This is a genomic window from Bradyrhizobium sp. FW305-F6, assembly GCF_058782905.1.
In genome coordinates this window covers 139,212-163,062 of the sequence record NZ_JBYSYD010000005.1, presented here as the reverse complement: position 1 = coordinate 163,062, position 23,851 = coordinate 139,212, and the positions used below count along the sequence as shown (strand labels likewise).

Below are 23,851 nucleotides of genomic sequence, written 5' to 3'. Positions count from 1 at the left end.
GCCCTGCCTCGGCCGGAGGCCGCCTTCCGCCTGCACGAGCCGTCGTATATGAGAGAATTGTCGCCGGCACGTGCCGAATCTCGCCACAGACGGAACTTAAAGGCGGCTGCTATATCTTAACGCAATGATTCCAATCTGGCATTTGAGCGGCACCAGCGGACTGGCAGTTCGACCGAGGATGGCATGAAAAACCGATCGACGACGACGCAATCCACCAAGACGGTGCGGCGTTGGGGCCCTGCCGGAATCATTGCGCTCGCGACGGTCGCCACATTGGCGGCAGCGGTCCCGGCGATGGCGGCCAAGCAGTCGCGCCAGACGGCCGAGGCGGTGGCGCCGCGTCAGGCCGGCGACCCGGTTATGGCGATCGTGTCGATCAAGAGCCAGCAGGTCACCTTCTACGATGCCGACGGCTGGATCGTCCGCGCACCGGTGTCGACCGGCACCACGGGTCGCGAGACCCCGGCCGGCGTTTTTGCCATCCTCGAGAAGAACCGGGAGCATCGCTCGAGTCTGTATGACGATGCCTGGATGCCGCATATGCAGCGCATCACCTGGAACGGGATTGCACTGCATGGCGGACCGCTGCCCGGCTATGCCGCCTCGCACGGCTGCGTGCGGATGCCGTTCGGCTTTGCCGAGAATGTGTTCGACAAGACCTATATCGGCATGCGAGTGATCGTCTCGCCGCACGACACGGTCCCGACCGATATCTCTCATCCCTCGCTGTTCGTGCCGAAGCCCGAAGCCATCGCGGCGGTGCCGAGCCGGGCCGACAAGCTCTCCGCCGAGGAGGCGGAGGCTATCAGGGCGGCCGACGAGGCCAAGAAAGCTGCGTCCGTCGCCGCGAAGGAGGCCGCCGCGCTGCCGGCCGCGTTGCGCAAGCTGGAACAGCAGAAGACCCGCGCAGATGCCGCGCTCGCCCTTGCCGACAAGACGCTCGCGAATGCGAAGACGGATCAGGCGCGCGCCAAGGCCGAGGAATTGAAGCAAAAGGCTGCAAGCAAAGCTGCCGACGCGGCAACGGAACTCGACGCGGCCAGGGCTGCGGCACAGCCGAAGCGCGATGCGGTGGCGGCCACGAAGGAAGCCGCGAAAACCGCCGCGGCCAAGAAGGCCGACGCCGTCAAGGCGGCGACCGACGCAAAGCTCGCCGGGGAGCCGGTTTCGGTTTACATCAGCCGCGCGACGCAGAAGCTCTACGTACGGCGGAACACGCACAAGCCGGCGCCCGACGGCGGCGGCGAGGTGTTCGACACCAGCATCGAGGTCCCCGTCACGATCCGCAACCCCGAGCAGCCGATCGGCACGCATATCTTCACGGCGATGGCGAAGACCGATACGGGCCTGCGCTGGAGCGTTGTCACGATCGAGAACGGCGACGAGGCCCGCAACGCGCTCGACCGCATCACCATCCCGCAGGACGTGTGGGACCGCATCGGGCCGACGGCCTTGCCGCGCTCCTCGATCGTCATCTCCGACGAGCCGCTGAGCAGCGAGACCAATTATCGGACCGAGTTCGTCGCCGTGCTGAGCAACGAGCCGCAGGGCGGCTTCATCACGCGCAAGCCGACCGCGCCTGCCATGGTCGCGAGCGACGATGGCTGGGACAATGGCGGAAACGGTTTCGGCTTCTTCTACCAGCGCGATCCCTACATCCAGCAAGTCAATCCGCGGCGACGCAGCCAGTATCAGTACTACCAACCGGCGCAGCCGATGCAGCGGGGCTTCTGGTAAGGCGGCGCGGCGCGCTTCGCCACTGCGATTCGATCTCGGGCGCTCGAGTTTCGCTGAAGTGGCTACTGGCCCTGGGTTCGGCCGCCCACCTCGCGGATCGGCCGCGTACCGTCCCAGTTCAGCGCGGCCTGCCGGACCTTTTCGAAGAAGGGTCCCTTGGTGCCGCTGATGTCGGAGATCTCGATGATCGTGCCGGGATGGGCTTGCGTGTCGAAATAGGCGAAGCGCCCCTTGTCGCCACCGATCTGGCCCTCATGGCCGATCCTGTAGCCGAGCCCGAGCGCTTTGTCATAGAGCGCCTGGTAGTCGTGGCTCCAGTACGACATGTGCTGGAGCCCTTCGTGCCCGGCCTCGAGGAATTCCCTGTAGAGCGAAGGCGCGTCGTTGCGCTGCTGGATCAGCTCGATCTGGAGATCGCCGGAATTGGCGAGCGCAATGCTCATCTCGACGGCGGAATCCCGGCCGCGATGGCGGAACCAATCGGTCTTGACCCGGTCCATGTAGTACCATGGCCCGACCCCCATCACCTCGATCCAGTGCTTCATCGCGGCGTGGATGTCCCGCACAACATATCCGTTCTGGCGCACCGCGCCGAAGATGCGGCTCATGCCCGCGCTCCTGTTCTCGATCTATTTCATTGCTACGGTAGCGGGACTGCGCACGAGCGCGGCCTCCATGGTTCGAGACGCCGGCTTTGCGGGCTCCTCACCATGAGGGTTTGATATCTCACCACGAGACGGGACCTCATCCTGAGGGCCCGCCGCAGGCGGGCGTCTCGAAGGATGGCCGCAAGCAAGCTGTCCGCCACTTACTCACTTGACCTCGATGCCCGCGTCCTTGGCCACCTGCTTCCAGGCAGCGATGTCGCGGGCATTGATGTCGCGCTGCTCTTCGCCGGACACGAATTGCGGCGTGATGCCCAGCGCCAGCAGCTTCTGCTTCACGACCTCGTCGCCGAGCGCCTCCTTCAGCGCCGCCGACAGCTTCTGGGCGATCGGCGCGGCCACGCCGGCCGGCGCGTACATCGCCCAGGACAGGCTGCGGTCGAACGGCACGCCCTGTTCCTTGTAGCTGGCGACGTCAGGCAGGCTCGGCGAGCGCTCGCCGCAGGCGGCCAGCGCCTTGATCGAGCCCTCCTTGACCAGCGGCGTCGCGGTCGCGACGTCGAGCGTTGCCAGCGAGATGTGTCCTCCGAGCAGATCGCCGGCCAGCTTCGCAATGCCGTTGAAGGGCACGTGATCCATCTTGATGCCGGTCTGCTGCATCAGGATCTCCGCGCAGAATTGCCCGGTCGACCCGACACCCCAGCTGCCGTACTGGATCGCCTCGCCCTTCTTGGCCATCGCGACTAGGCCCTTGATGTCGTTGGCGGCGAAATTCTTGGTGGCGACCAGCATGATCGATGAGGTGCCGACGCGGCCGATGGTCGTGAAATCCTTGATCGGATCGTAGGACAGCTTTGGGTAAATCGCGGGCGCCAGCACATGCGTTGTCATGCCGCCGACGGTGATGGTGTAGCCGTCGTTCGCGGATGCTGCGACCATTTTCGTGCCGATCGTTCCCGCGGCGCCGGTGTGGTTCTCGATATAGATGCTCTGTCCGAGCGTCTTGCTCATGCCGTCGGCAAGCAGCCGGCCGACCACGTCACCGCCGCCGCCGGCCGCATAAGGCAGCAGCATCCTGATCTTGCGGGTGGGGTAGGCCGAGGGGTCCTCGGCGCGAGCCGGTAAGATCGCCGAGAGCAATGCGAGCAATGAGAGTGTGGCGGTGCGGAGCTTCATGATGGTCCCCCTAATCCTCGAAACGAAATCGATAGGCGTCGTCGTGTCGGATCACGCGGCCCGCGGTCGGCGCCGGAAAATGGCCGGTGAGCAGATAGCTCGGCGTGTCCGCGAGTTCCTCCAGCAGAGCCATTCGGGTCGCGAGGGCCACGGCCGGATCGGCGTCGGCGGCGTTCGATAGCCACGGCGCGGCGCACTGGATCGGATGATGGATGACATCACCCGACATCACCGCGTGATCGTGGCCGCCGTTGAGATGGATCTGCATGTTGCCGGCCGTGTGCCCCGGCGCCGGCGCGAAGCGCAGGGCCGCGTCGCGATCATCGAACAGGCGATGGTCGGTCTCGACCAGTTCGGCGAGGCCGGCCGCGACCACAGGCAGCACGGAATCCTCGAACGAGCCGTGGTTCACGGGGACTTTCGGCGCAGCGTTATGCGCGGCTTCGAAATGGCGGTATTCCTCCCGCCCCATCAGATAGCGCGCATTGGGGAAGGTCGGGACCCAGCGACCGTCGAGAAGACGCGTGTTCCAGCCGACGTGATCGACATGCAGATGCGTGCACATCACGAAGTCGACCTGCTCGGGGGTGATGCCCAGCGCCTGCAAGTTCTTGAGATACGGCTGATTCAGGTTGTTCCACGCCGGCACGCGCGGCCGGTTCTTGTGATTGCCGCAACAGGTATCGACGATGGCGGTCCAGCGCGGCGTCCGCACCAGGTAGGAGTGATGGCTGAGGATGAAGCGGCCGGTCTCCGGCTCGATATAGCGGTGATCGAGCCAGCTCCGGTTCTCCGCGATCACCGCGTCGGTGACGTTGGCGAACAGCCAGGTCTTGTCGAAGGCAAGCGCGGCGATCTCGCTGACGAGATCTATCCGCATGCTGCCGATCCTGACCTGCCGCATGCTTCAGTTCTTCAGGAGATCGCCGAACGGCACCCAGCGCGCGCCGTCGAAACGGATCAGCTGAAGGCTCGTCATCGGCGTATGACGCTCGGGTGAATTGTTCACCGTCGTGCCGTTGATCAGCATCTGCAGCCGCACGTCCTTCATGGTCGTGGCCTGCTTCATGACGTTGGCGCGGGTGAGGTCGTTGCCCGAGGCCTTCAGCACCGTCACCAGCGTCTGCGCGATGGTGTAGCCATAGACGTTGAGCCAGTCGGCCTTGTTGGCCTCGGGCATGTACTTGTCCATGAAGGCCAGCCACTCCTTGTAGCCGGCATCGTCCTTGTTGGCGGGGTCGGTTGCGTCCTTCAGGTACTGGCTGGAGATGACGCCGGTGGAATTGTCCTTGCCCGCCGGCTCCAGCACGCCGCTGATCGAGGCCGAGACATTGGAGATGATGGTGATCGGCTTCCAGCCGATCTCCCCGATCTTGCGAATCGCCTGCGCCGCGAATTTCGGCGTGGCCGCCACGAGCACGACATCGGCGCCCGCCGTCTTCAATTGCAGGATCTGGGTGTCGATCGTCGGCGCCGAGGTCTCGTAGGCCGCGCGGGCGACAATGGCTTCGCCGCCGCCGAGCCCTTCCTCCAGCGCTTTCAGATAGTCCTTGCCGAGATCGTCGTTCTGGTAGAGCACGCCGATCTTCGCATTGGCGTGGCTCGCCTTGATGTATCTGGCGTAGGCGATCGCCTCGTCGCGATAGGTCGGCTGCCAGCCGACGGTCCAGGGGAAATTCTTCGGGTCATCCCACTTCGCTGCGCCGGACCCGAGGAAGAGCTGCGGCACCTTGCGGTCGTTGAGATATTTGTGCACGGCGCTGTTGGTCGGCGTGCCGACGCCGCCGAAGATCAGCAGCACTTCCTCGCTCTCGACCAGGCGGCGCGTCTGCTCCACCGTCTTCGGCGGACTGTAGGCATCGTCGGCGATGATCATCTGGATCCGCCGGCCGTTGACGCCGCCATCGTCATTCACCTTGCGGAAATAGGCCTCGGCCGATTTGGCGATCTGCGCAAAGGCCGAGACCGGGCCGCTCAGCGGCGCGGTGGTGCCGATCTTGATGGTCTTGTCGTCGGCGCCGGGATCGTACTTGCTTTGGGCAGAGGCGGCGCCGGCTGTGAGCAGAGGCAACAGGATGCAGGCCGCAGCGAGGTCGAGGCGGGTTAAGCGCGCCATGGATCGTCTCCCCAAAATTGCTCTCCGCTTCTCGATGGAGCGGAGTTGAAACGCGATAACAGCGAACGAAGTGGACTTGCCGGCCCTGACACTTGCCGGCAGACTGGCAAACGAACGATCGTTCGTCTGGTTGACTAGCTAACGATCGTTCGTTAGTCAAGCGGTCATGGCTGTCCACACTTCCAGCGCGGCGCAGGCCGCTGCGCCGACCACGCGAGAGCGGATTCTTTCCGAGGCGCTCAATCTTTTCGCGCAGAGCGGCTATGGCGGCGCGTCCATGCGCGAACTCGCGCGCCGCGTCGGTATCCGCGAGAGCAGTCTCTACAATCACTTTCCCGGCAAGGCCGCCATCCTGGAGGCGATCGTGGCCGAGCACGGTCCGGCCAGCTCGGCGAGCCGGCTGGAGGAGCCGCGCTACAGGCAGCTGGCGCGGCAGCCCGCCGCGTTCTGCCGGCAGTTCGCGCTGGACCTCGTCGAGCAATGGTCCGACCCGCGCGAGCACCAGTTTCAGAAGGTCATCACCGCGGAACGCAACCGCGTGCCCGGCATCCGCGCAAAGTTCGCCGATCATTTCTACGCGCGCGAGCAGAGCCTGATGACGGATTATTTCCGCGGCTTCGCGCTCGCCGGCCTGATCTCGACGCCGGATCCGCGGGAGACCGCGCGCCTGTTCGCCGCCGGCCTGATCTACATCCGCCTCGAGCACTACGTGATGGGCGCGGCGCCATCGCCGCGACCGAAGGTCATCGAGGCGATCGATCGTTATCTCGCCTTCTTCCTGTCGCTGATCGCGGCAGGCCACGACGCCGACAACAAGAAACGAAAGCCCAAGGGAGAGAACCGTGGCAAGGCTGCCCCTGATTGATCCGGAGACGACGAGCGGCGACATCCGCGCCTCGTTCGACCGCATGCCGGTCAAGCTCAACATCTTCCGCATGATGGCCCATGCCGAGGCCAACATGATCCCGGCGATGCGGCTCGGCAACTCGATCCTGCACAAGCAGAAGCTCTCGGCCGTCAACCGCGAGCTCCTGATACTGCAGGCCGCGCAGCTCGAGGGCGGCGCCTATGAATGGCGCCAGCACGTGCCGATCGCGCTCGGCGTCGGCTGCACGCAAGGACAGATCGATGCCGTCGAGCGCGCGGATTACGACGCGGATGCGCTGAGCGAGGCCGAGCGCGCGCTGCTGAAATTCGGACGCGAGGTGGTCGAGAACGTCCGCGTCGCAGAGGCGACCTTCGCGTCCGCTCGCGCGCATTTCAGCGACCAGGAGATCGTCGAATCCATCGTCGCGCTCGGCTTCTACATGATGATGGCGCGCCTCACCGAGGCCACCGAGACCGATCTCGATCCCGCCGCCGGCATGAAGGTATATGACGGCGGCAAAAAACAGGACGGCTGAGATGGCGGACACCGAGAGCAAGCCGGACCGTTACGTCCGCCCGCCGAGCGCGGAATCGCTGGGCGAGGCGCAGGGCAGGGGGCGCATGAAGGGCCGCCGTATCCTTGTCGTCGGCGGCGGCCAGCGCGTCTTCGAGGCCGCCACCGACCCGATCGGCAACGGCCGCGCCATGAGCATTCTCTGCGCGCGAGAGGGGGCGAAGGTTGCCGTGGCCGATCTCAACCGCAGCTCTGCCGAACAGACGGTCAAGCGCATCACGGATGAAGGCGGCGAGAGCTTTGCCATCGCGGCGGACGTCACCTCCGAAGCGGACGTTCGGCGTATGATCGAGGAGGCGCATCGCGCGATGGGCGGACTGGACGGCATGGTGCTCAACATCGGCACCTTCGGCAAGGTCGGGCTCGACGCCGTCAGTCCCGAGGAATGGAACAGGATCTACGACGTCAACGTCCGCGGTCCCATGCTGTGCTGCCGCGCCGCGCTGCCGAAATTCGACGATGGCGGCGCCATCGTCTTCATCTCTTCGATCGCCGCGTTGAAGGCGGGCTCGCAGATGGCGGTGTACGATTCGTCCAAGGCCGCGCTCGGCGGGTTGATGCGCAACATCGCGCATCTGGGATCGCGCCGCGGCATCCGCGCCAATCTGGTCTATCCCGGCCTTGTCGACACTCCGAACGGCCGCGAAGCCGGTGCCGGCCGCCCCAATCGCGGCAAGGGCCACATTCCGTTCGGCCGCCAGGCCACCGCCTGGGAGATCGCCTATGCCGTTCTGTTCTTCCTGTCGGACGAAAGCGTCTATGTCACCGCGCAGACCCTCGCGGTCGATAGCGGCTTGAGCGGGATGTGAGGGTCGAACGACGTTAAACACGCACTGACGTCATCCTGAGGTGCTCACCTGGCGATGCATTTCGCATCGCAAGGTGAGCCTCGAAGGACGGGCCACGGGCGCTCGTAGCCCATCCTTCGAGGCGCACAAGGGCGCGCACCTCAGGATGACGGCGTGCTCGTGGATCGATTGGATCGCGTCTTTAACTCGCGGCCGATCGCGCGCGGCAAATCAGATGGTCGAGCGAGACGTTCCCGGGTCCGTACGCCATGATGCCGAGCGCCATCGCCGCCCAGGTGAGGTGGACCGGCCAGCCGTCGGGCACCGTAAGCTCGACGATCATGGTCATGCCCAAAAGCCCAAGCGCGGCGAACCTCGTGCCGAGCCCCAGCACCAGCAGGATCGGAAACATGATCTCGCCGCAGCCCGACAGGAACGCCATCACCGTCGGCGCCGGGAAGTGATAGGGCCCGCCCGGCAGATGCAGCATAAATTCGTCGCTGAACAGCGTCACGGCCGTGTCGCTGAGTCTTAAGAACCCGTCCCATTTCAGCAGGCCCGAGCGCCAGAACGGCACGGCCAGCGCAAAGCGCAGCACGAGCTGGACGAGCGACGGCGTCGCAAGCGTCTGGATCAGACGATTGGCCTTGTCGATGAGTACGCCGGGGGACGGCAGGCCGCTGGCGGTCGTCATGTTTTGGTCCGTGATCACAATGGGTCTCCGTCAGCGATCGAAGTGAAGGCGCCGGCATCGACCAGCCCGGCAATGTTCGCGGCAATGTCGAATTGGTCTGAAGCTTGCAGCGCCAGCGCCGCGGCTTCGCCCAGCGGCCGTCCTGACAACAGATGCTCCGCAAACACCGCCCCGCCCGGCGGCAGGTGGCGCAACGCGACGTCGAATTCGGGGCGCGTGATCAGGGCGTCTTCCGGTCTAGAGGCATCGATGCGCGAGGCCTGTGCATTGTCGCGATTGGCCGCGAAGATCGTCACGGCCGCGTAGTCCGAGCGCAGGCAGCGCGCGGCCGGATGCGGAATGAACACCAGATCGGCCAAGCGATCGGGCGGCACGGCCGATAGCTGGGTCGGCGGCAGTGGCGCTGCGTCGGCGGCGTGATAGGCGTCCAGCCAGGCCCGCTCGATGCGCGCGACATCGGCAAGCCAAGGCATGGCCTGGGCATGTTCATATTGCGCGATGAACGCCGGGAAATCGCGACCGTACTCGAATAGCAACGGTGAGGCCGGCGGATTGCTGCGCACGTGGAAGCGCGCCATGGCGCGGAAGAACTCGGTGCCCGTGATGCGCTGCACTGCCGGATAGACCGCGGCGAGTGCATCGATCAGGCTGACCGTGACGTTGTTGCGGTAGACGTCGTAGCGTCGGCCGGCGGCCTTGCCGTTCGGGCCAGTCACGCCGTCGGGCGTGCTCCGCGCCGGATCGAGCAGCGCCGGCGCGAACGCAGCGGCAAAGGACAGGCCGGGTTCAGGCGGCATGACGGTCTCCCGCCGGCGCAGCGGACTGGTGACGATCGAGGATCGCCTGGGCCGCAGCGGCTTCCGCCTGCAGCACCGGCCAGTCCGGAATCTTGCTGTCCCATTCGATCAGCGTCGGCACGGCACCGCGGCGGCTGATGACGATCTCGTAGAGCTTCCAGACCGCGTCCGCGACCGGGCCGTCATGGCTGTCGATCAGCAGCAGGTCACCTTCGTCGTCGGCCTGCTCGGCATGGCCGGCGAGATGAATCTCTTCGACCTGCGCCAGCGGAAAGTCCCGGAGATAGTCGAGCGCCGCGTAGCCGTGATTGGTTGCGGAGACGAATACGTTGTTGACGTCGAGCAGCAGGCCGCACCCGGTGCGCTCGGCGACGGCGCGGATGAAGTCGGTCTCGCGCATCGACGATTCGCGGAAGGCGACATAGGTCGATGGATTTTCCAGCAGCAGCGGCCGGCGGATCGCCTCCTGCACCTGGTCGATGTGATCGCAGACGCAAGCCAGCGTCGCTTCGGTATAGGGCAGCGGAAGAAGATCGTTGAAGAAGCTGGTCTCATGCGTCGACCAGGCCAGATGCTCGGAGACCAGCGCCGGCTGGTAGCGCGCGACCAGGGCGCGGAAGCGCGCCAGGTGCGCCTTGTCGAGCGGCCGCGGCCCGCCGATCGACATGCAGACGCCGTGCAGCGACAGCGGATGGTCGCGGCGGATCGCCTCCAGCGCGCGATGCGGCGGGCCGCCGGCGCCCATGTAGTTTTCGGCGTGGACCTCGAAGAAGCCACGCCGAGCTCCGCCATCGAGGATTGCCGGGAGGTGCTCGGGCTTGAAGCTCGTCCCGGCCACGCCGCCGATCGGCGGCGCGAAGCGGAGCGGCATCGCGGCTGGCGGGATGGAATTGATCACCGTGCTCATCGTGCTGCTCCCTTCGTGCGTCCTGCCGACCTCGCGTCGATTACACGGGCTTGAGCGAACCCTTCTTGCCGTTCGGCAGCTCGATGCTGGTGCAGGTGCCGCCCTGCACGAATTTCCAGGCGTTGCCTTGGAAGTCCACGGTGGAGGTGCCCTGGCAGGTCGTGCCCGGACCCGCCGCGCAATCGTTCTGGCCCTTCAATGCGACGCCGAAGCACTTTTCCTTCTTGGCGGCGGCAGCCGCCTCGCCCTCGGCCTTGGTCAGGGGGCCGGCGGCGGCAAGGGTCGCGAGCGCCGTCGACACTGCACCGGCGAGGACGAGGGAGGCGACGGTATTTTTGGCAGACATGGAATTCTCCTGTTTGAGATGACATCGCCTGGCAGGCGATACGCGCATGGTCTCCTTCGCTCCGCGCATCGCCGCGTTACCGGCAAGAGTGCTCACGAGTTCGTGAAGACCGGTTGGATCGGCGCAAAAGGGTGCGCCCGGCCACGGATTTTCGGGCAGGAGGCAGGCTCAATGCCAATGCCTATGCTCTATCGAGAAGTTAGCCGCCGGGCATTGGCGCGGTGCGCGCGCTCCGGCCAGAGTAACGAACGCGCACCTCGTGGCGTAGGCCTCGTCAGTGATCCGCGTGACACGCAGGCGAAGGCAGCGATGAAGATTGATCCCGAACGACGGCTTCATGCGAACGCGAGGATGACGTTCAGCATCCGCCTGGCGGTGTCCGCGCTGGTACTGGCGGCGATCCTGCTGACGGCCGCGCTCTCCAGCCTGTTGTGGTGGCGCACGGCAGAGGCCACCAGCCGGCAGCTTGCCTCCACCATCAACGAGCAGATCGTCGCCGCGGTGCGCAAGGAAGTCGCGGCCATCGTCGACGAGGCGCGCGCCGCGCATACCGCGATCCGCACCCTGTTCTTGCAGAACGTGCTCGACACCCGCGAGGCCGACAAGCGCGAGTTCGTGTTTCTGTCTCAATTGCAGTCGCAGGCGACGATCTCCTGGGTCGCCTTCGGCTGGCCCGACGGCTCCTTCTTCGCTGCCCACAAGCTCGGCGATCGTCGCCTCGAGATGATGGAGATCTCGTTGACCGATCATGCCGGCGAGCGCCGCGTCGATGAATATGACGTGGTGCCCGGCGACATCGAGTTCGCCAATCGCCGCTTCGAGCCGACCTCATTCCGCGTGGCCGATCAGGCCTGGTTCAAGGCCGGTCTCGCGTCGGACGAGCCGCAATGGTTCAGAGTCGCGGACCATGCGACCGGCGAGCGGCCGTCGATCGCCTACGCCGGCCCGATCGACGTCTATCAGGAGCGGCAGGGCGTGCTCGCGGTGATCATCGAATATACGCGGCTGGCGCGCTTCCTCTCGCAGCTCGAGGTCGGCCGCACCGGGACTGCCTTCATCATCGGCGATAGGGGCGAACTCATCGCTGCGCCGGACAAGGCGGCCGACGAACTCCACCCCGCGCGCGGGGATACCACGCTGCTGCCGCTCGCGCGCGCAGCGCTCGACAAGGCGGGCGAGACCGGCCGCAAGGAGGCCTGGCGCAGCCGTCTCACCTCGGGCGGCGCGGCTTACGAAGTTGCGTTGACGCCGCTGCCGTTTCCCGGCTGGTCGCTCGCCACCGTGATCCCGGAAGCCGAATTTCTCGGGCCGGTCGAGACGACGCTGCAGCGCCTGATCCTCGGTCTTGCCATCGGCGCCGTGCTTGCGGCCCTCGTCTCGGCCATGCTGGCCCGGTCCGTCATCGCCGCGCCGCTGTCGCGCGTCGTCGGCGAGCTTCGCCATGTCGAGGCCTTCGCCCTGGAGCAGGTGCGCCGTCATCCGTCACGGCTCAAGGAGATCGCGAGCCTGTCCGGTGCGATCGCCGAGATGGCGGCCGGGCTGTCCGCGTTCCGCAAGTTCATCCCGGCCGATCTCGTTCGCGGGCTGCTGCGCCAGGGCGTCGAGGCGAAGCCCGGCGGCAGCGTCCAGGAGCTCAGCGTGATGTTTATCGACATCGCCGGGTTCACCGGCCTGTCCGAGCGGCTGGGCGATCGCGTGGTGCCGCTGTTGTCGCGCTATCTCGACATCACCTCGGAGATCATCGTCGCCAATGGCGGGACCATCGACAAGTTCATCGGCGATGCCGTCATGGCGTTCTGGGGCGCGCCGCAGCCGCAGGCCGACCACGCCGCGCGATGCTGCCGCGCGGCGCTTGCCTGCCGAAGTGCGATCGAACGATCCGGCCTCGTCGACGATCTCGGTCAGCCGCTCCAGATCCGGATCGGCATCAATTCGGGCCGCATGCTGGTCGGCAATATCGGTTCGGAGCTGCGGCTGAACTACACCGTGATCGGCGATGCCGTGAACGTCGCCAGCCGGCTCGAAGGCGCCAACAAATCCTACGGCACGCAGATCCTGATCGGTGCGGCCACGGAACGCCTGGCGCGCGGTGCCGTCATCACGCGCGAGCTCGACAGCATCGCCGTCTACGGGCGCGAGGAGGGAATCTCCGTCCACGAGCTGATCGGGACGGCGGACGAGAATGCAGCGGGCTTAGGCTGGATCGCGGACTACGAACGCGGCCTCGCCGCCTATCGCGCGCGCCGCTTTGGCGAGGCACTCGCCGATTTCGAAGCGGTCTTGAAGCAGCGCGGCCATGATCGGCCGGCCGCGCTGATGCGCGACCGGTGCCGGCAGCTTTCGTCAACCGCGCCGGATGCCGCGTGGCGGGCCGTGGCGGCATTGGCTTCGAAATAGCGGCGCGTAGTCTGCGACGTCAGCTCGTGTCCGCGCATTCCGCAGCCTGGGCTCTTGAGGTCGCGGAAGGCCTATAATAAAGGATCGCTTGGTCTGCAGTTCGCCTAGGCGCACCGTCCAGCGAGGGTTCTGCGTCATCTCGAGGCCGCCGCACTCGGACGTTGGGAAGGCGCGACATGACTGCAAATCCGGATAGCCTGCCGCTCGCCGGGCCTGCTCCGGTCTCGGTGCAGACCCCACGCGGCGCGGTCCAATGCGCGGTCGCAGGCGAGGGGCCGGCGATCCTCGCCATCCATGGCGGCATGGGCGGCCACGACCAGTCGTGGCTGCTGGCGCGCGCCCTCGCTGCGACGCTCAGCGACAAGCGGGTCGTCGCCGTGTCCCGTCCGGGCTATCTCGGCTCGCCCCTTGCGCTTGGCGCCTCGCCCGACGAACAGGCTGACGTCTATGCAGCGCTGCTCGACGCGCTCGGGATCTCGGCTGCGGCAGTCGTCGCGGTCTCGGCCGGCGGTCCCTCGGCGCTGCAATTCGCCGCCCGATATGCCTTGCGCTGCCGTTCGCTGGTGCTGATCTCGGCCTGCACGGGACAACTGCAAACGCCGCCGGAGATCGCCGCGCGCCTGCGCATGATGCGCCACCTTGCGCGTCTTCCCGGGTTGCCCGCAATCCTGAAATGGCGAGCTGAGCGGAACCCGCAGGCTGCTGCGCGCCGTGCGATTCCCGACGACGCCTTGCGCGAACGTACCTTGCGTCATCCGGAGGCAGGCCTGCTGCTCCATGCCTTGCAGTCGAGCGTATTCGCGCATCTGCACGCCCGGATTCCTGGAACGGTCAACGACATCACCCAGTTCGCCGCGCCGGGGAAGTTGGCCGTGGCATCCGTCTCCGCGCCAACTCTCGTCGTGCACGGCCGCGCCGACAACGTCGTGCCCTTCTCGCATGCTGAGAACGTCTGCCGGGAGATCCCGCAGGCCCAGCTGCTGGCGCTTGCCGACGGCGGTCATGTCTCGCTGTTCACGCATCTGGACGCGGTGCGCAAGGAGGCCGAGCCGTTCCTGAACGCGCGCGAACGCGCTTCCCCGCATCCCCGTCGCATCGAGGATCTCCATGAAAGCCACCCTGCTAAGACCTGACAACTACACCCGCTCGCCCTGGAAGAACGGCGGCGGCGTTTTCACCGACATCGCGGACGCCCATCGGGCCGATGCATCGCAGAAGGACTGGGACAGCCTGCTCTGGCGTTTTGCCTCGACGCCGATCGTGGCGCCCGGCCCGTTCTCCTATATGCCCGGGATCGACCGCTTGCAGATGGTCGTCGCCGGGCGCGGGCTGGTGCTGAAGTCGCCGACGCAGGAATTTGACGAACGTGAACCTTTTACGACGGTGCGCTTCACGGGCGAGCTCGATATCGTGACCGAGCTGGAGGCCGGTCCTGTCGAAGTCGTCAACCTCATGGCGCGGCGCGGAGCGGCGGAGATCGAGCTCCTCGCGCTCGGGGAGCCCGGCGAGCGGCCGCTCGCCGCGGGCACGCATCTCGTCTACGCCGCGCGCGGCGATTGCTCCATCCGGCTTGACGGCGAGGTTCTTGCGATTCCCAAACAGGGCACGCTGAAGGTGGAACTGAGCAGGACATCGCAGCTCGGGCTCGTCTCGGGCCTGGCCGTGCTGGGATCGATCCGGATCGTCAACTAGATTCATCCGATCTCATCGCGATTTGGGAACCGCACGCGCTGCGTACAAACCGGGCAATTGGGCAGGTTGACGCGGTGAGGTGGAGCACGATAACTGCCGCGAACGCAGACCGTCGCTCGAGGGCAGGACATGAACGCGCTTCCCGATTACGCCGCCACGCCTGCCGATTGCGTCATCGACTGGCTCACCAACGGCACGCGCGACGAGCGCTTCATCGACGACATCTTCGCGCAGATGTGCATCCGGCTTCAGCAGGCCGGCATTCCGCTGAAGCGTGCCACGCTCCACGTGCTGATCAACCACCCGCAATGGCTGGGCGCGCGCATGATGTGGTCCGACGGCAGGAGCGATGCCGAGATCGCGCTGGTCGACTATGAGGTTCGCGAGCGGTCGGAGTATATCGGCAGCGCAGCCCACGAGATCCAGGACGGCGGCGCGGAGGTGCGCGAGAGGCTCGAGCAGGATCCCTCGCTCGGCCGCAAGCACGCTCTCTACGACGAGATGCGGGCCAAGGGTTTGACCGACTATGTCGCCTGGCCGCTCTACCACACGCTGGGCAAGCGGCATCTCGTCACCTTCGCGACCGACCGGTCCGGCGGTTTCGACGACGCGCATATCGCAGGACTGAAGAAGCTGCTGCCGCTGCTGGCGCTCGTCAGCGAGATCCGCATCAAGAACCGTCTGGCCCGCACGCTGCTGGAGACCTATGTCGGCTCCCACGCCGGCGAGCTCATCCTCGCCGGCGCCACAAGGCGCGGTACCGGCACCACGGTACGCGCGGCGATCATGATCTGCGACCTCAGGGATTTCACCAAGATCTCCGACAATTGGCCGCGCGACGACGTGATCGATCTGCTCAACGACTATTTCGAGGCGATGTCGGAGCCGATCGCGCGGCGCGGCGGCGAGATCCTGAAATTCATCGGCGACGGCTTGCTCGCGATCTTCCCGCTCAGCCAGCCCGACGCCTGCGCCAACCTGCTGCATGCCGTGACCGAGGCCCGGCAGGCCATGGCCGCGCTGAACGAGCGCAACAGCGGGACCGGCCGTGCGCCGCTGAACTACGGCATCGGCGTCCATGTCGGCGACGTCATGTACGGCAATATCGGCTCATCGAGCCGGCTCGACTTCACCGTGATCGGCCCCGCCGTCAACATGGCCTCCCGCCTCGAGGCACTGACCAAGACTATCGGCAAGAAGGTGCTGCTGTCGCGCGCCTTCGCCGAGCTGGTGGAGAAAGAATTCGCGCTGGAGCATGTCGGCCGGCACGAGGTGCGCGGCTTCAGCAATCCGATCGAGCTGTTTGCCTATCCGGACTGACGACAGGGCTGGCGCATGCGCGCTCCATCCTCATCCTGAGATGGATTTGACGGCTTCTGCAAAATTCAATGCGATTGAATTGCCGCCGCAGGCGGGCGTCTCGAAGGATGGTGCGCGGGTGACTGTCCACCACGCCTTCATTCATCCGTGACGCGCTATTTGCGCTGGGTGCCGGGTGCGTTCGAATCGGCCTGCCGAACGCCCTGGGTTTGCCGTGCGGGATCGTTGTCTCCGGGCCGCATCGTCGACGACTTCGCCGGCGCGCTGGCGCCGCCGCGATTGTTGTCCGAGGACGTGTTGAGGCCGGATGCTCCTGCCCCGGTCGTCCCACCGGTCCCGGTCGAATTGATGCTGGAACCGGTCCCGGATGCGCCGGTGCCGCCCTGGGCAAATGCGGTGAGGGGCGAGGCAAGAGCCGCACGCTGCCAGAACGAGTGCTTTCATGTCGGCTCTGTGGCTGAGGTAAGGCAGCCCCGGCCCGGCGGTCCGGGGGTGGGGGTCGGGCCGAGGCCGCCATGCGCCGGGATCGTGTGACCCTGGCAGAGGGCAAATGCGCGGGAATGCAGGGCGTTCCAATTTCGGCCGCGGTCCCCGCTACGCCGACCAGCGATCCTGCTCTTCCTTGTGAGCTTGCTCGTTGAGCCGATCTGCGATCTCATCGGCAATCTGCTCCGACTGCGCCTCGGCGACGGTCTCGCCCTTGTGTGTCTTCAGCTTGTCCTTGTCGGCTTCGATCGGGAAGTCTTCGGGCTTCAGCTTTTCCTTGCTCATGGCGCGCCTCGCGGTTTTCTCCGCAGGGAAAACGCGCGTGACGGCAGATCGTTGCTTCAAGGATGAAGCTTCGATCGTGAAAGATCAGGCGCCGCCAATGGCCCGGGTGATCGTCCCACGCCCTCCGCAGGTGGCACAGGGAGCGCCGTCAATGCGCCCCTTGCCCTGACAGATCGTCACCGGTACCCGGTGTTCCCGGCGAGGCTTCATCGCCGGGATTGAGCACGGGCTGCGTTCCCGTCGCCGCGCCTTGTGGATCGGACGCCTTCGTTCTGGTCATCAGCAGCTCCTTCGATGGGAGCGCAACGCGCCCTGCGCAGGAAGTGCCTATCGGAGCCCGCAGCGCAGGCGGTGGAACCGCGCGGCCGTTCCTCCTATTTCTCGACCGCCCCGCTCCAGTCCTTGAAGCCGCCGACGTTGTAGACGGTCTCGTAGCCCATATCCTTCAAGAGCTTGCCGGCGAGCGCCGATCTGCCGCCGGACGCGCAATAGAGAATGACGGTCTTGCTCTTGTCGAACGCCTTGTCGTGATAAGGCGATTCCGGGTCGGCGCGAAACTCCAGCATCCCGCGCGAGACGTTCACGGCGCCGGCGATCTTGCCGCTGGCGGCGACTTCCGGCGCGTCGCGAACGTCGACGACCAGCGTGTTGCCGTTTCTGATCATCTCGGCAGCCTGTTCGGACGTGATCTTCGGGACCGCCGCGTTCGCAGCTTCCAGCATCTGCTTGACACTCGTTGGCATGGGTTCTCTCCGGGTTTGTTTCCTGCCGCCCCGCGAGAGGATAGCACATCGATCTGAAGGTCGCTCCGGGATGCGATTGCCTTGCGGCGCCGACGTCGGGCAATCGCATATGGCCTTCTTGACAGACCTAAGCACACGCCTCGTCCTTCGAGACGACCGCTTCGCGGTCCCTCAGGATGAGGCTGAACGGGCATTGGCGCCCACCGAAACAGCTGCCACACACTCCGTCCTCATCCTGAGGGCCCGCCGGAGGCGGGCGTCTCGAAGGATGCGCCGCAGGGGACGTCATCATATGCGATTGCCCCCGCGGGCCGAGGGATGACTTGCGCAAGTGCGGTTGCCAACGCCGGATCGTGCGACTAGCTTTCGCGGGATCTACGCGCAATCGGTCTCTGGCCGCACCTTCATGCCGAAATTTCTCCGCATCGGAGTCCATCAATCCAACGTCTCCGGGTACACGTCGAAGGCGTGGTGCGTCAGGCGCGTCGGCTCGGCAGTCTTCCTGAAATGGGGCGCCGTGGAAGTGCAGGGCGCCGGCGCCGGGCGCAAGGTCTACTGGTCGCGGTCGCCGCAGGAGAAGATGATCCGTTGCCGCACTGCGCAGCGCGCGCAGGAGTACGCGAAAGCCGCGATCGCGCGGCGCCGCAACCACCGCTATGAGCCGCTGACCGGAACGATCGCGAACCGCCGCCGGTCGGCCGCCCGCACCGCCGAGCTCAAGCAGGCGCTCGCCACCATCCTCATCGTGGACATCGTCGGCTCCACCGCGAAGGCCGCCAAGCTCGGCGATGCGCGCTGGACCAAGGTGATGGGCCATTACTACGCGGCGGTCCGCAAGGAGCTGAAGGCGTGCCGCGGCAAGGAGGTCGTGACCACCGGCGACGGCGTGCTGGCGACTTTCAGGAAGCCCGCTGCCGGCATCGCCTGCGCGGCGGCGCTTCAGAAAGCCGTGCGCACGCTCGGCCTCGAGATCAGGGTGGGCCTGCACGCCGGCGAGTACACCATCAGCGGCGGCGAGATGGTCGGTCTCGCCTTCCACATCTGCACCCGCGTGGCGGCGAAAGCACGCGCGGGCGAGGTGCTGGTGTCGAGCGCGGTCAAGGAGCTGATGACGGCGCAATCCGCGATCAGCCTGAGGGATCACGGCCAGCACCGGCTCAAGGGCATCCCGGAAAGGTGGCGCCTGTACCGGGTGGAGCGGTGAGGGCGATCGCGATGGTCCTGGCGGGAATACCGCCCAGCCAGCAAGCCCTGGATATTCAGACTTCCGCTTTCATGTTGGCGAAACGGTCATGCAAATAGGCGGCAAAGGGGCGCCTTCCCTCGTCCTGGCTCCAACTGTCGATCGCAAGACGAAAGGCTCCGATCGAAACCATCGCGACCATGCGGAGCGCCGTTTGCCGCTTGGGCTGCGGCCATAGCACGCTGAGCGCGTCAAAGACAGCCTGCTCCTGCTGGGCGTATTTGGTGGCCTCCCGGGCGCGAAGCGTCTCGTTGCTGCGGATGAAGCGGTCGATCTCCATCATCTGCTTTCGGGCCCGAAGGTCCTCGTAGGACGCGGTGAGCTCGACCAGTGCATTCTTGACCGCCTCGAGCGGCGTCTGCTTGGTGGACTGCTCCAGAACGGCGCGCCCTATCGCTTCGGCGAAACCTTCTTGCCAGGCCAGGATGATGTCTTCCTTCGACTTGAAATAATAGAAGAAGGTCCGGCGCGAAATTCCCGCTGCCTCGGCGATGGCATCGAGCGTCGTCGCCTCATAGCCGTTTCGAAGAAAGAGCCTCAGGCCGGTGTCTGTGATCCGTCGCAGCGTTTGGCGGCGCTTTTGCTCTCTCAGTCCTTCGCTTTTTGGTGATGCGTCGTCTCCGTCCTGTTTCGACACACAACCGCCTCATTCAAATTTACACTCAGTGCGATAAAATTCCGCATCAAGTGCGAAATTACCGCATGCGAGGCCGGCCGGCAAGGCTCGGCCGAGGTCGAGACGTTCGAAAGCGAACTGGATCAAGATGACTGCAGACAGGGACGGCCCGGCGAGCGACCGGGATGCCGACGCCTCGCATTGCGATGCCCGCGGTGCCGAGCCCGGCTCGCTGCACGCGGCCGGGAAGGACCGGCCCATGCGCAGCTCCGGCCATATAGAGCTTCTTCGCCGCAGCCCAGGCCTTTACGTCACCTCCAGCCATCGCCAGAGCGCGATGCACCGGTCCCGCCGTGCACTCGGCAGATCTCACCGAAGCTTGCCGACCGTCCCCCGGGTGATCCGTGACGCGCGAACCGGCCATGTCGCCAAGCAGCGCCTCGATCGCGCGGCGCAAGCCTCGCCCGGCGAACCAGACCAGCGTCGATTTGTCGCTCGGGCCCTCGCTCGCGCGGTCAGGGCCGTACGGTCGCCGTATCTCGGCAATATCGGCGTCCTCATCCTGCTGTTCGTCATCTCGTATCAGCCATGCTTCGATCTGGCGAACGCCGTTTCGAACAGCGTCCTCTGTCTCGGTGCGAAGACGGCATTCGCCGCGACCGTCAATCTCGTCGTGGATGACTGGACGCCGACGATCCAGGCGTTCCTGGCCGGACGCCTTCTGCGCTGGATCGGCCTCAGCCTCCTGCTAGCGCTGCTTCCCGCGCTGACCATCATCCGCGCCGGGATGCTGGCGAAGCTGCGGTCGTTCGCCGCGCTCTCGCTGGCCCGGTTGCGCGGCATTCCGAGAAATTCGCTCTGGCCACAGAAGCAAGGCCGCGGCGCACGCGCCATTCACGAGAAGGTCAACACGCCCGGCCGATGCGACGCTTGAAAATTACACTCAGTGTAATTTAATAAGCGGACATAATGGTTGTGCCGTGGGAGATGGCCCGATGCCCGGTTGGAGTGCGAACGATATTCCCTCACAGCGGGGGCGTTGCGCCGTCGTCACGGGCACGGGTGGCCTGGGTTACCAGGATGCCCTGGCGTTGACGCGTGCGGGCGGCGAAGTGATCATTGCCGGCCGCAACGCATCGAAGGGAGCAGCGGCCGTCGCGCGGATCCGATCCCGTCAGCCGGACGCGAACGTCCGGTTCGAGCCGCTCGACCTTGCCGATATTCATTCGGTGCGGGCATTCGGCTCGCGCTTGCGCGGCCAGCGGGACAGTCTCGATCTGCTCGTCAACAATGCCGCGGTCATGACGCCTCCTTCCCGGCAAGTGACGGCCGACGGGTTCGAAGTGCAGTTCGGCACCAACCATCTCGGCCATTTCGCGCTGACGGCCGAGCTTCTGCCGCTGCTGAGAAAGGGCGTCGAGCCCCGCGTCGTCACCGTGTCCAGCCTGGCTGCGCGCAGCGGAACGATCGAGTTCGATAATCTGCAGGCCGAGCGTCGCTACCAGCCGATGCCGGTCTACAGCCAGTCCAAGCTGGCGAACCTGATGTTTGCCTTCGAGCTGCAGCGGCGGAGCCGGAGTTTCGGCTGGGGCATCACCAGCGTTGCGGCCCATCCCGGCATATCGCGGACCGACCTCATTCCAAATGGGGCCGGCAGAATGAGCCTGTCCGGTCTGGCGCGCAGCGCGCTCTGGTTCCTGTTTCAGCCGGCGGCGCAAGGCGCGCTGCCGACGCTGTTCGCGGCGACCTCGCCGGACATTGTGCCGGGCGGCTATTATGGTCCGGACAAGTTCGGGGAAACGCGCGGCTCGCCCTCCGTGGCGCGCGTGCCGCCGCAAGCCGATGACGACGCGGTGGCGTCTCGTCTGTGGGACGTCTCGGCAAGACTGACCGGCGCACGCTTCGCGACGGAGTCGCCCCGCACCAAGGCAGGCGCCGTGCAGGCATGATACGCCTTGCGCTATCCGGGCTCGGCGCCTGCTGGGTCGTGCTCGTCATCGCGGGCCCGGCGGCCGCGGATGGCGACATCCGCGCATCCTATGACGTCACGCTCATCGGCCTGCCGCTCGCGAACGCGACGCTCGACCTGGCGGTTCGCGGCACCGTCTACACCGTGCGCGTCACCTATCAGAGCGCCGGTGCAACCAGGCTGCTCAGCGATGCGTCCGGCGTGGCGACGTCCAACGGCGCTTACAAGGACGGGCGCCTGCTTCCCGCAGTGTTCGACCTCGATCATCGCAACGGTCGACGCAGGCAGAAGGTCAGCCTCGGCATGAGCGAGGGCGTCGTCAAGACGATGACGATCGATCCTCCGCTCGAGCTGACATCGGATCAACCCGCCATTGAAGCAAAGCACCTGAACGCAGTTGCCGACCCCCTGAGCGCACTCCTCATCGCCCCTGGGCGCGGCGTGGACAAGACGCAGATCGATGCCTGCGATCGCACCGTGTCGATCCTCGACGGCTTGCGGCGCTATGATGTCCGGCTCGAGCGGCAGGCGACGGGGTCCACCGACCGGAAAGGGTTCTCCGGGCCGACCACGACCTGCCGCGTCGTGCTGAAGCCGCTGGCCGGGATGATCGGCGGAGGCGCAAACGCAAGCGCGTCAGGCGCGGACCCCGGTCAGATCGAGGTCACTTACGGCCGAACCGCCGCGCTCGACCTGCACGTCCCAATCTCGCTTCGCGCCCAAACGCGGTTTGGCGCCGTCAGCGTTGCCTTGAGGGAATTTGCCGAAGGCGACGCGAAACCCCGCAGCCCGCGATGACGTTGACGAGACGGCCGCGGGGCAAGACGAAGCAGAGGACTGCAACATGACGCGTCGAATTCTGATGCTGATCGCCCTTGGAGCCTCCCTGATGAGTGCTCCGGTGAGTGCAACGCCGCCGAACAAGGTGCTCGGCACCTGGAGAATGGTCTCCGCTCAGATCGATCCCGAAGGCAAGAACCTGCCGGCCTATGGTGCGCGGCCGAACGGGCTGCTGACCTTCACGCCGGACATGCACTTCATCGAGGTGCTGACCGATTCGGACGTCCCGCGTTTTGCCTCCAGCGTGCGGGGCGAGGGCACGGATGCTGAAAACCGCGCCGCGATGGCCGGCAGCATCGGCTTCTTCGGCACCTATACCGTGGATGAGAACGGCGAGTTCAGCGGCAACACGGTCGAAGGCTGCACCTTCCCGAACTGGATCGGCAGCGTCCGGACGCAGAAGGAGTTGCGTCTGGTGGTCGACGGCGACACCATGACCGAGAATTTCCAGCGCCCTGACGGCACCAAGATCCGCATCACGTTCGAGCGGGTCCGCTAGCGCCGTCCACGCCGCCGACGTGACTTCGGCTCCGAAAAGGGGAAGGGCAATCGCATATGATGTGCAGGATGCAGCGGCATTGGCAGTAGGCTCCTTCCCCCGCTTGCGGGGGAGGGTTGGGGAGAGGGTGTCTCCGCGCTGGGATTATTGAGAGTAACCGAGGATTTCCCCTTTGCGGCGAGAGCCCTCACCGGCCGCGCTCTGCGAGCGCGTCGGCCTCTCCCGCGAGCGGGAGAGGCGGAGAGAAAGGGGCTCGGCCCGACCGTGGCCGCCTTGATGTTGACATTCGGCTTCAACCTGCTGACGAGTCTGGGCTGGGCAAACCCGCCAAGACGCGAACGGATGCGGCCGCCGCCGCGAAGACAATGGGAGAGATGACATGACCGAAGTGATGGCTGGAGCCGAACCTTTCTTCATGCAGGGCAAGGGACCCGCGGTCCTCGTGCTCCACGGCTTCACGGGAACGACGCAAAGCATGCGTTATCTCGGCGAAGAGCTTCACCGGCGCTTCGGCTTCACCGTGAGCGGCCCGCGCCTGCGGGGCCACGGCACATCGCCCGACGACATGGAAACGACCGGCTATCTCGATTGGCTCGCGTCGGCGGAGCAGGCGCTTCACGAGCTGGCAGGCCAGGGCAACAAGGTCTTCGTCACCGGCCTCTCCATGGGCGGCACGCTGACGCTCAACCTTGCCGCACGATTTCCGAACATCGTGGCAGGCGCCGTGCCGATCAACGGTGCGGTCGGAATCTTCGACGGCGCGATGGCCGAGCTCGTCTCGGATGGCACGGCGCCGAAGCGCGTTCCGGGGATCGGATCGGATATCAAGGCCGCCGGCGTCAAGGAGCTGGCCTATCAGGAGGTGCCGGTCGCCTGCCTCCGGCAGATCCACGTCCTGATTGCCGCGACCGAAAGCCTATTGCGCAAGGTCAGCTGTCCGACTCTGGCCATTCATTCCAGGGAGGACCACGTCGTGCCGGCGGCCAATGGCAAGCGCATAGCGCAGGAAATCAGCTCCAGCGACGTGCGCCTGCTCTGGCTCGACAATTCCTATCATGTCGCCACGCTCGACAACGACAAGGACCTGATCGTCGAGCGCTGCGGGCGATTCATCGCGGAAATCGCCGGCGCGGCACCTGGATAAGCCAGCGCTT

General features: G+C 65.8%; 26 protein-coding genes. 14 read left to right on the top strand and 12 right to left on the bottom strand.

The genetic code is table 11. The features are described from left to right. The first annotated feature begins 183 nt into the window (after positions 1-183). Positions 184-1,737, top strand: a complete 1,554-nt coding sequence (locus tag AC3WLX_RS28880; RefSeq protein ID WP_492338543.1) for a L,D-transpeptidase — start codon at positions 184-186, stop codon at positions 1,735-1,737. 62 nt (positions 1,738-1,799) lie between these two features. On the opposite strand, the gene AC3WLX_RS28875 is transcribed toward AC3WLX_RS28880, so the two are convergent. From AC3WLX_RS28875 to AC3WLX_RS28860, 4 genes are all read right to left on the bottom strand, one after another. Beyond that, entirely contained in the window at positions 1,800-2,345 is a 546-nt protein-coding gene (locus tag AC3WLX_RS28875; RefSeq protein WP_492338542.1) for a VOC family protein, read from the bottom strand. 204 nt (positions 2,346-2,549) lie between these two features. Further along, entirely contained in the window at positions 2,550-3,518 is a 969-nt protein-coding gene (locus AC3WLX_RS28870; RefSeq protein WP_492338541.1) for a Bug family tripartite tricarboxylate transporter substrate binding protein, read from the bottom strand. Between the two features lie 10 nt (positions 3,519-3,528). Continuing rightward, a complete protein-coding gene (locus AC3WLX_RS28865) occupies positions 3,529-4,422 on the bottom strand; it encodes an MBL fold metallo-hydrolase (protein WP_492338540.1) in 894 nt (297 codons plus the stop codon). Between the two features lie 3 nt (positions 4,423-4,425). Beyond that, on the bottom strand, positions 4,426-5,634 hold the full coding sequence (locus AC3WLX_RS28860; RefSeq protein ID WP_492338539.1) for an ABC transporter substrate-binding protein: 1,209 nt from the start codon (positions 5,632-5,634) through the stop codon (positions 4,426-4,428). Positions 5,635-5,800: 166 nt separating this feature from the next. Here AC3WLX_RS28860 and AC3WLX_RS28855 point away from each other — a divergent pair, with 166 nt between their 5' ends. Genes AC3WLX_RS28855 through AC3WLX_RS28845 form a run of 3 tightly spaced genes read left to right on the top strand, consistent with a single transcriptional unit; the run spans position 5,801 to position 7,884 of the window. Next, positions 5,801-6,499 carry a TetR/AcrR family transcriptional regulator gene (locus AC3WLX_RS28855; RefSeq protein ID WP_492338538.1) on the top strand — a complete coding sequence of 233 codons (699 nt, stop codon included), beginning with the start codon at positions 5,801-5,803 and terminating at the stop codon, positions 6,497-6,499. Further along, positions 6,477-7,037, top strand: coding sequence for a carboxymuconolactone decarboxylase family protein (locus AC3WLX_RS28850; RefSeq protein ID WP_291622289.1), 561 nt, complete (start codon positions 6,477-6,479; stop codon positions 7,035-7,037). The genes AC3WLX_RS28855 and AC3WLX_RS28850 overlap by 23 nt, the downstream gene beginning before the upstream one ends. Before the next feature lies 1 nt (position 7,038). Continuing rightward, positions 7,039-7,884: an SDR family NAD(P)-dependent oxidoreductase gene (locus AC3WLX_RS28845; RefSeq protein WP_492338537.1), complete on the top strand. Its 846-nt coding sequence runs from the start codon at positions 7,039-7,041 to the stop codon at positions 7,882-7,884. Positions 7,885-8,065: 181 nt separating this feature from the next. On the opposite strand, the gene AC3WLX_RS28840 is transcribed toward AC3WLX_RS28845, so the two are convergent. From AC3WLX_RS28840 to AC3WLX_RS28825, 4 genes are read right to left on the bottom strand one after another with little or no spacing between them, the layout of a single operon-like run. After that, a complete protein-coding gene (locus AC3WLX_RS28840) occupies positions 8,066-8,575 on the bottom strand; it encodes a DoxX family protein (protein ID WP_492338536.1) in 510 nt (169 codons plus the stop codon). Next, positions 8,572-9,354, bottom strand: a complete 783-nt coding sequence (locus AC3WLX_RS28835; protein WP_492338535.1) for an HvfC/BufC N-terminal domain-containing protein — start codon at positions 9,352-9,354, stop codon at positions 8,572-8,574. The genes AC3WLX_RS28840 and AC3WLX_RS28835 overlap by 4 nt, the downstream gene beginning before the upstream one ends. After that, positions 9,344-10,261: an MNIO family bufferin maturase gene (gene bufB, locus AC3WLX_RS28830; RefSeq protein ID WP_492338534.1), complete on the bottom strand. Its 918-nt coding sequence runs from the start codon at positions 10,259-10,261 to the stop codon at positions 9,344-9,346. Before bufB ends, AC3WLX_RS28835 begins: the two co-directional genes overlap by 11 nt. Positions 10,262-10,301: 40 nt before the next feature. Further along, positions 10,302-10,607, bottom strand: coding sequence for a BufA1 family periplasmic bufferin-type metallophore (locus tag AC3WLX_RS28825; protein ID WP_492338533.1), 306 nt, complete (start codon positions 10,605-10,607; stop codon positions 10,302-10,304). A gap of 309 nt (positions 10,608-10,916) precedes the next feature. Here AC3WLX_RS28825 and AC3WLX_RS28820 point away from each other — a divergent pair, with 309 nt between their 5' ends. From AC3WLX_RS28820 to AC3WLX_RS28805, 4 genes are all read left to right on the top strand, one after another. Then, positions 10,917-13,004, top strand: a complete 2,088-nt coding sequence (locus AC3WLX_RS28820) for an adenylate/guanylate cyclase domain-containing protein (RefSeq protein ID WP_492338532.1) — start codon at positions 10,917-10,919, stop codon at positions 13,002-13,004. 176 nt (positions 13,005-13,180) lie between these two features. Continuing rightward, positions 13,181-14,137: an alpha/beta fold hydrolase gene (locus AC3WLX_RS28815; RefSeq protein WP_492338531.1), complete on the top strand. Its 957-nt coding sequence runs from the start codon at positions 13,181-13,183 to the stop codon at positions 14,135-14,137. Then, entirely contained in the window at positions 14,112-14,696 is a 585-nt protein-coding gene (locus AC3WLX_RS28810) for a HutD/Ves family protein (protein WP_492338530.1), read from the top strand. The genes AC3WLX_RS28815 and AC3WLX_RS28810 overlap by 26 nt, the downstream gene beginning before the upstream one ends. A gap of 129 nt (positions 14,697-14,825) precedes the next feature. After that, positions 14,826-16,016: an adenylate/guanylate cyclase domain-containing protein gene (locus AC3WLX_RS28805; protein WP_291626481.1), complete on the top strand. Its 1,191-nt coding sequence runs from the start codon at positions 14,826-14,828 to the stop codon at positions 16,014-16,016. Between the two features lie 594 nt (positions 16,017-16,610). On the opposite strand, the gene AC3WLX_RS28800 is transcribed toward AC3WLX_RS28805, so the two are convergent. From AC3WLX_RS28800 to AC3WLX_RS28790, 3 genes are all read right to left on the bottom strand, one after another. Then, the gene (locus AC3WLX_RS28800; RefSeq protein ID WP_492338529.1) at positions 16,611-16,787 is read right to left on the bottom strand and encodes a hypothetical protein; all 177 of its coding nucleotides are present in this window, start codon (positions 16,785-16,787) and stop codon (positions 16,611-16,613) included. Between the two features lie 148 nt (positions 16,788-16,935). Next, positions 16,936-17,067 (bottom strand): hypothetical protein, encoded by a 132-nt coding sequence (locus AC3WLX_RS28795; RefSeq protein ID WP_492338528.1) that lies wholly within the window; start codon positions 17,065-17,067, stop codon positions 16,936-16,938. A gap of 94 nt (positions 17,068-17,161) precedes the next feature. After that, complete coding sequence (locus tag AC3WLX_RS28790) at positions 17,162-17,530, bottom strand: rhodanese-like domain-containing protein (protein WP_492338527.1); 369 nt, start codon at positions 17,528-17,530, stop codon at positions 17,162-17,164. A 406-nt stretch (positions 17,531-17,936) separates the two neighbouring features. Between AC3WLX_RS28790 and AC3WLX_RS28785 the strand changes: the two genes are divergently transcribed. Further along, positions 17,937-18,734 (top strand): adenylate/guanylate cyclase domain-containing protein, encoded by a 798-nt coding sequence (locus AC3WLX_RS28785; RefSeq protein ID WP_492338526.1) that lies wholly within the window; start codon positions 17,937-17,939, stop codon positions 18,732-18,734. Between the two features lie 55 nt (positions 18,735-18,789). Here the strand turns inward: AC3WLX_RS28785 and AC3WLX_RS28780 are convergent, their stop codons facing one another. Then, the gene (locus AC3WLX_RS28780) at positions 18,790-19,410 is read right to left on the bottom strand and encodes a TetR/AcrR family transcriptional regulator (protein WP_492338525.1); all 621 of its coding nucleotides are present in this window, start codon (positions 19,408-19,410) and stop codon (positions 18,790-18,792) included. A gap of 127 nt (positions 19,411-19,537) precedes the next feature. Between AC3WLX_RS28780 and AC3WLX_RS28775 the strand changes: the two genes are divergently transcribed. From AC3WLX_RS28775 to AC3WLX_RS28755, 5 genes are all read left to right on the top strand, one after another. After that, positions 19,538-20,323 carry a hypothetical protein gene (locus AC3WLX_RS28775; protein ID WP_492338524.1) on the top strand — a complete coding sequence of 262 codons (786 nt, stop codon included), beginning with the start codon at positions 19,538-19,540 and terminating at the stop codon, positions 20,321-20,323. A gap of 61 nt (positions 20,324-20,384) precedes the next feature. Then, positions 20,385-21,338: an SDR family oxidoreductase gene (locus AC3WLX_RS28770; protein ID WP_492338523.1), complete on the top strand. Its 954-nt coding sequence runs from the start codon at positions 20,385-20,387 to the stop codon at positions 21,336-21,338. Next, on the top strand, positions 21,335-22,156 hold the full coding sequence (locus tag AC3WLX_RS28765; protein WP_492338522.1) for a DUF3108 domain-containing protein: 822 nt from the start codon (positions 21,335-21,337) through the stop codon (positions 22,154-22,156). The genes AC3WLX_RS28770 and AC3WLX_RS28765 overlap by 4 nt, the downstream gene beginning before the upstream one ends. A gap of 46 nt (positions 22,157-22,202) precedes the next feature. After that, complete coding sequence (locus tag AC3WLX_RS28760; protein WP_492338521.1) at positions 22,203-22,697, top strand: lipocalin-like domain-containing protein; 495 nt, start codon at positions 22,203-22,205, stop codon at positions 22,695-22,697. A 379-nt stretch (positions 22,698-23,076) separates the two neighbouring features. Beyond that, on the top strand, positions 23,077-23,841 hold the full coding sequence (locus tag AC3WLX_RS28755; RefSeq protein ID WP_492338520.1) for an alpha/beta hydrolase: 765 nt from the start codon (positions 23,077-23,079) through the stop codon (positions 23,839-23,841). Positions 23,842-23,851 lie beyond the last annotated feature (10 nt).

Excerpts from the sequence above, each read along its gene's own strand:
- AC3WLX_RS28880 (WP_492338543.1), top strand. The coding sequence starts at position 184 with ATGAAAAACCGATCGACGACGACGCAATCCACCAAGACGGTGCGGCGT.
- AC3WLX_RS28875 (WP_492338542.1), bottom strand. The coding sequence starts at position 2,345 with ATGAGCCGCATCTTCGGCGCGGTGCGCCAGAACGGATATGTTGTGCGG.
- AC3WLX_RS28870 (WP_492338541.1), bottom strand. The coding sequence starts at position 3,518 with ATGAAGCTCCGCACCGCCACACTCTCATTGCTCGCATTGCTCTCGGCG.
- AC3WLX_RS28865 (WP_492338540.1), bottom strand. The coding sequence starts at position 4,422 with ATGCGGCAGGTCAGGATCGGCAGCATGCGGATAGATCTCGTCAGCGAG.
- AC3WLX_RS28860 (WP_492338539.1), bottom strand. The coding sequence starts at position 5,634 with ATGGCGCGCTTAACCCGCCTCGACCTCGCTGCGGCCTGCATCCTGTTG.
- AC3WLX_RS28855 (WP_492338538.1), top strand. The coding sequence starts at position 5,801 with ATGGCTGTCCACACTTCCAGCGCGGCGCAGGCCGCTGCGCCGACCACG.
- AC3WLX_RS28845 (WP_492338537.1), top strand. The coding sequence starts at position 7,039 with ATGGCGGACACCGAGAGCAAGCCGGACCGTTACGTCCGCCCGCCGAGC.
- AC3WLX_RS28835 (WP_492338535.1), bottom strand. The coding sequence starts at position 9,354 with ATGCCGCCTGAACCCGGCCTGTCCTTTGCCGCTGCGTTCGCGCCGGCG.
- bufB (WP_492338534.1), bottom strand. The coding sequence starts at position 10,261 with ATGAGCACGGTGATCAATTCCATCCCGCCAGCCGCGATGCCGCTCCGC.
- AC3WLX_RS28825 (WP_492338533.1), bottom strand. The coding sequence starts at position 10,607 with ATGTCTGCCAAAAATACCGTCGCCTCCCTCGTCCTCGCCGGTGCAGTG.
- AC3WLX_RS28820 (WP_492338532.1), top strand. The coding sequence starts at position 10,917 with ATGAAGATTGATCCCGAACGACGGCTTCATGCGAACGCGAGGATGACG.
- AC3WLX_RS28815 (WP_492338531.1), top strand. The coding sequence starts at position 13,181 with ATGACTGCAAATCCGGATAGCCTGCCGCTCGCCGGGCCTGCTCCGGTC.
- AC3WLX_RS28810 (WP_492338530.1), top strand. The coding sequence starts at position 14,112 with ATGAAAGCCACCCTGCTAAGACCTGACAACTACACCCGCTCGCCCTGG.
- AC3WLX_RS28805 (WP_291626481.1), top strand. The coding sequence starts at position 14,826 with ATGAACGCGCTTCCCGATTACGCCGCCACGCCTGCCGATTGCGTCATC.
- AC3WLX_RS28800 (WP_492338529.1), bottom strand. The coding sequence starts at position 16,787 with ATGAGCAAGGAAAAGCTGAAGCCCGAAGACTTCCCGATCGAAGCCGAC.
- AC3WLX_RS28795 (WP_492338528.1), bottom strand. The coding sequence starts at position 17,067 with ATGACCAGAACGAAGGCGTCCGATCCACAAGGCGCGGCGACGGGAACG.
- AC3WLX_RS28790 (WP_492338527.1), bottom strand. The coding sequence starts at position 17,530 with ATGCCAACGAGTGTCAAGCAGATGCTGGAAGCTGCGAACGCGGCGGTC.
- AC3WLX_RS28785 (WP_492338526.1), top strand. The coding sequence starts at position 17,937 with ATGCCGAAATTTCTCCGCATCGGAGTCCATCAATCCAACGTCTCCGGG.
- AC3WLX_RS28775 (WP_492338524.1), top strand. The coding sequence starts at position 19,538 with ATGACTGCAGACAGGGACGGCCCGGCGAGCGACCGGGATGCCGACGCC.
- AC3WLX_RS28770 (WP_492338523.1), top strand. The coding sequence starts at position 20,385 with ATGCCCGGTTGGAGTGCGAACGATATTCCCTCACAGCGGGGGCGTTGC.
- AC3WLX_RS28765 (WP_492338522.1), top strand. The coding sequence starts at position 21,335 with ATGATACGCCTTGCGCTATCCGGGCTCGGCGCCTGCTGGGTCGTGCTC.
- AC3WLX_RS28760 (WP_492338521.1), top strand. The coding sequence starts at position 22,203 with ATGACGCGTCGAATTCTGATGCTGATCGCCCTTGGAGCCTCCCTGATG.
- AC3WLX_RS28755 (WP_492338520.1), top strand. The coding sequence starts at position 23,077 with ATGACCGAAGTGATGGCTGGAGCCGAACCTTTCTTCATGCAGGGCAAG.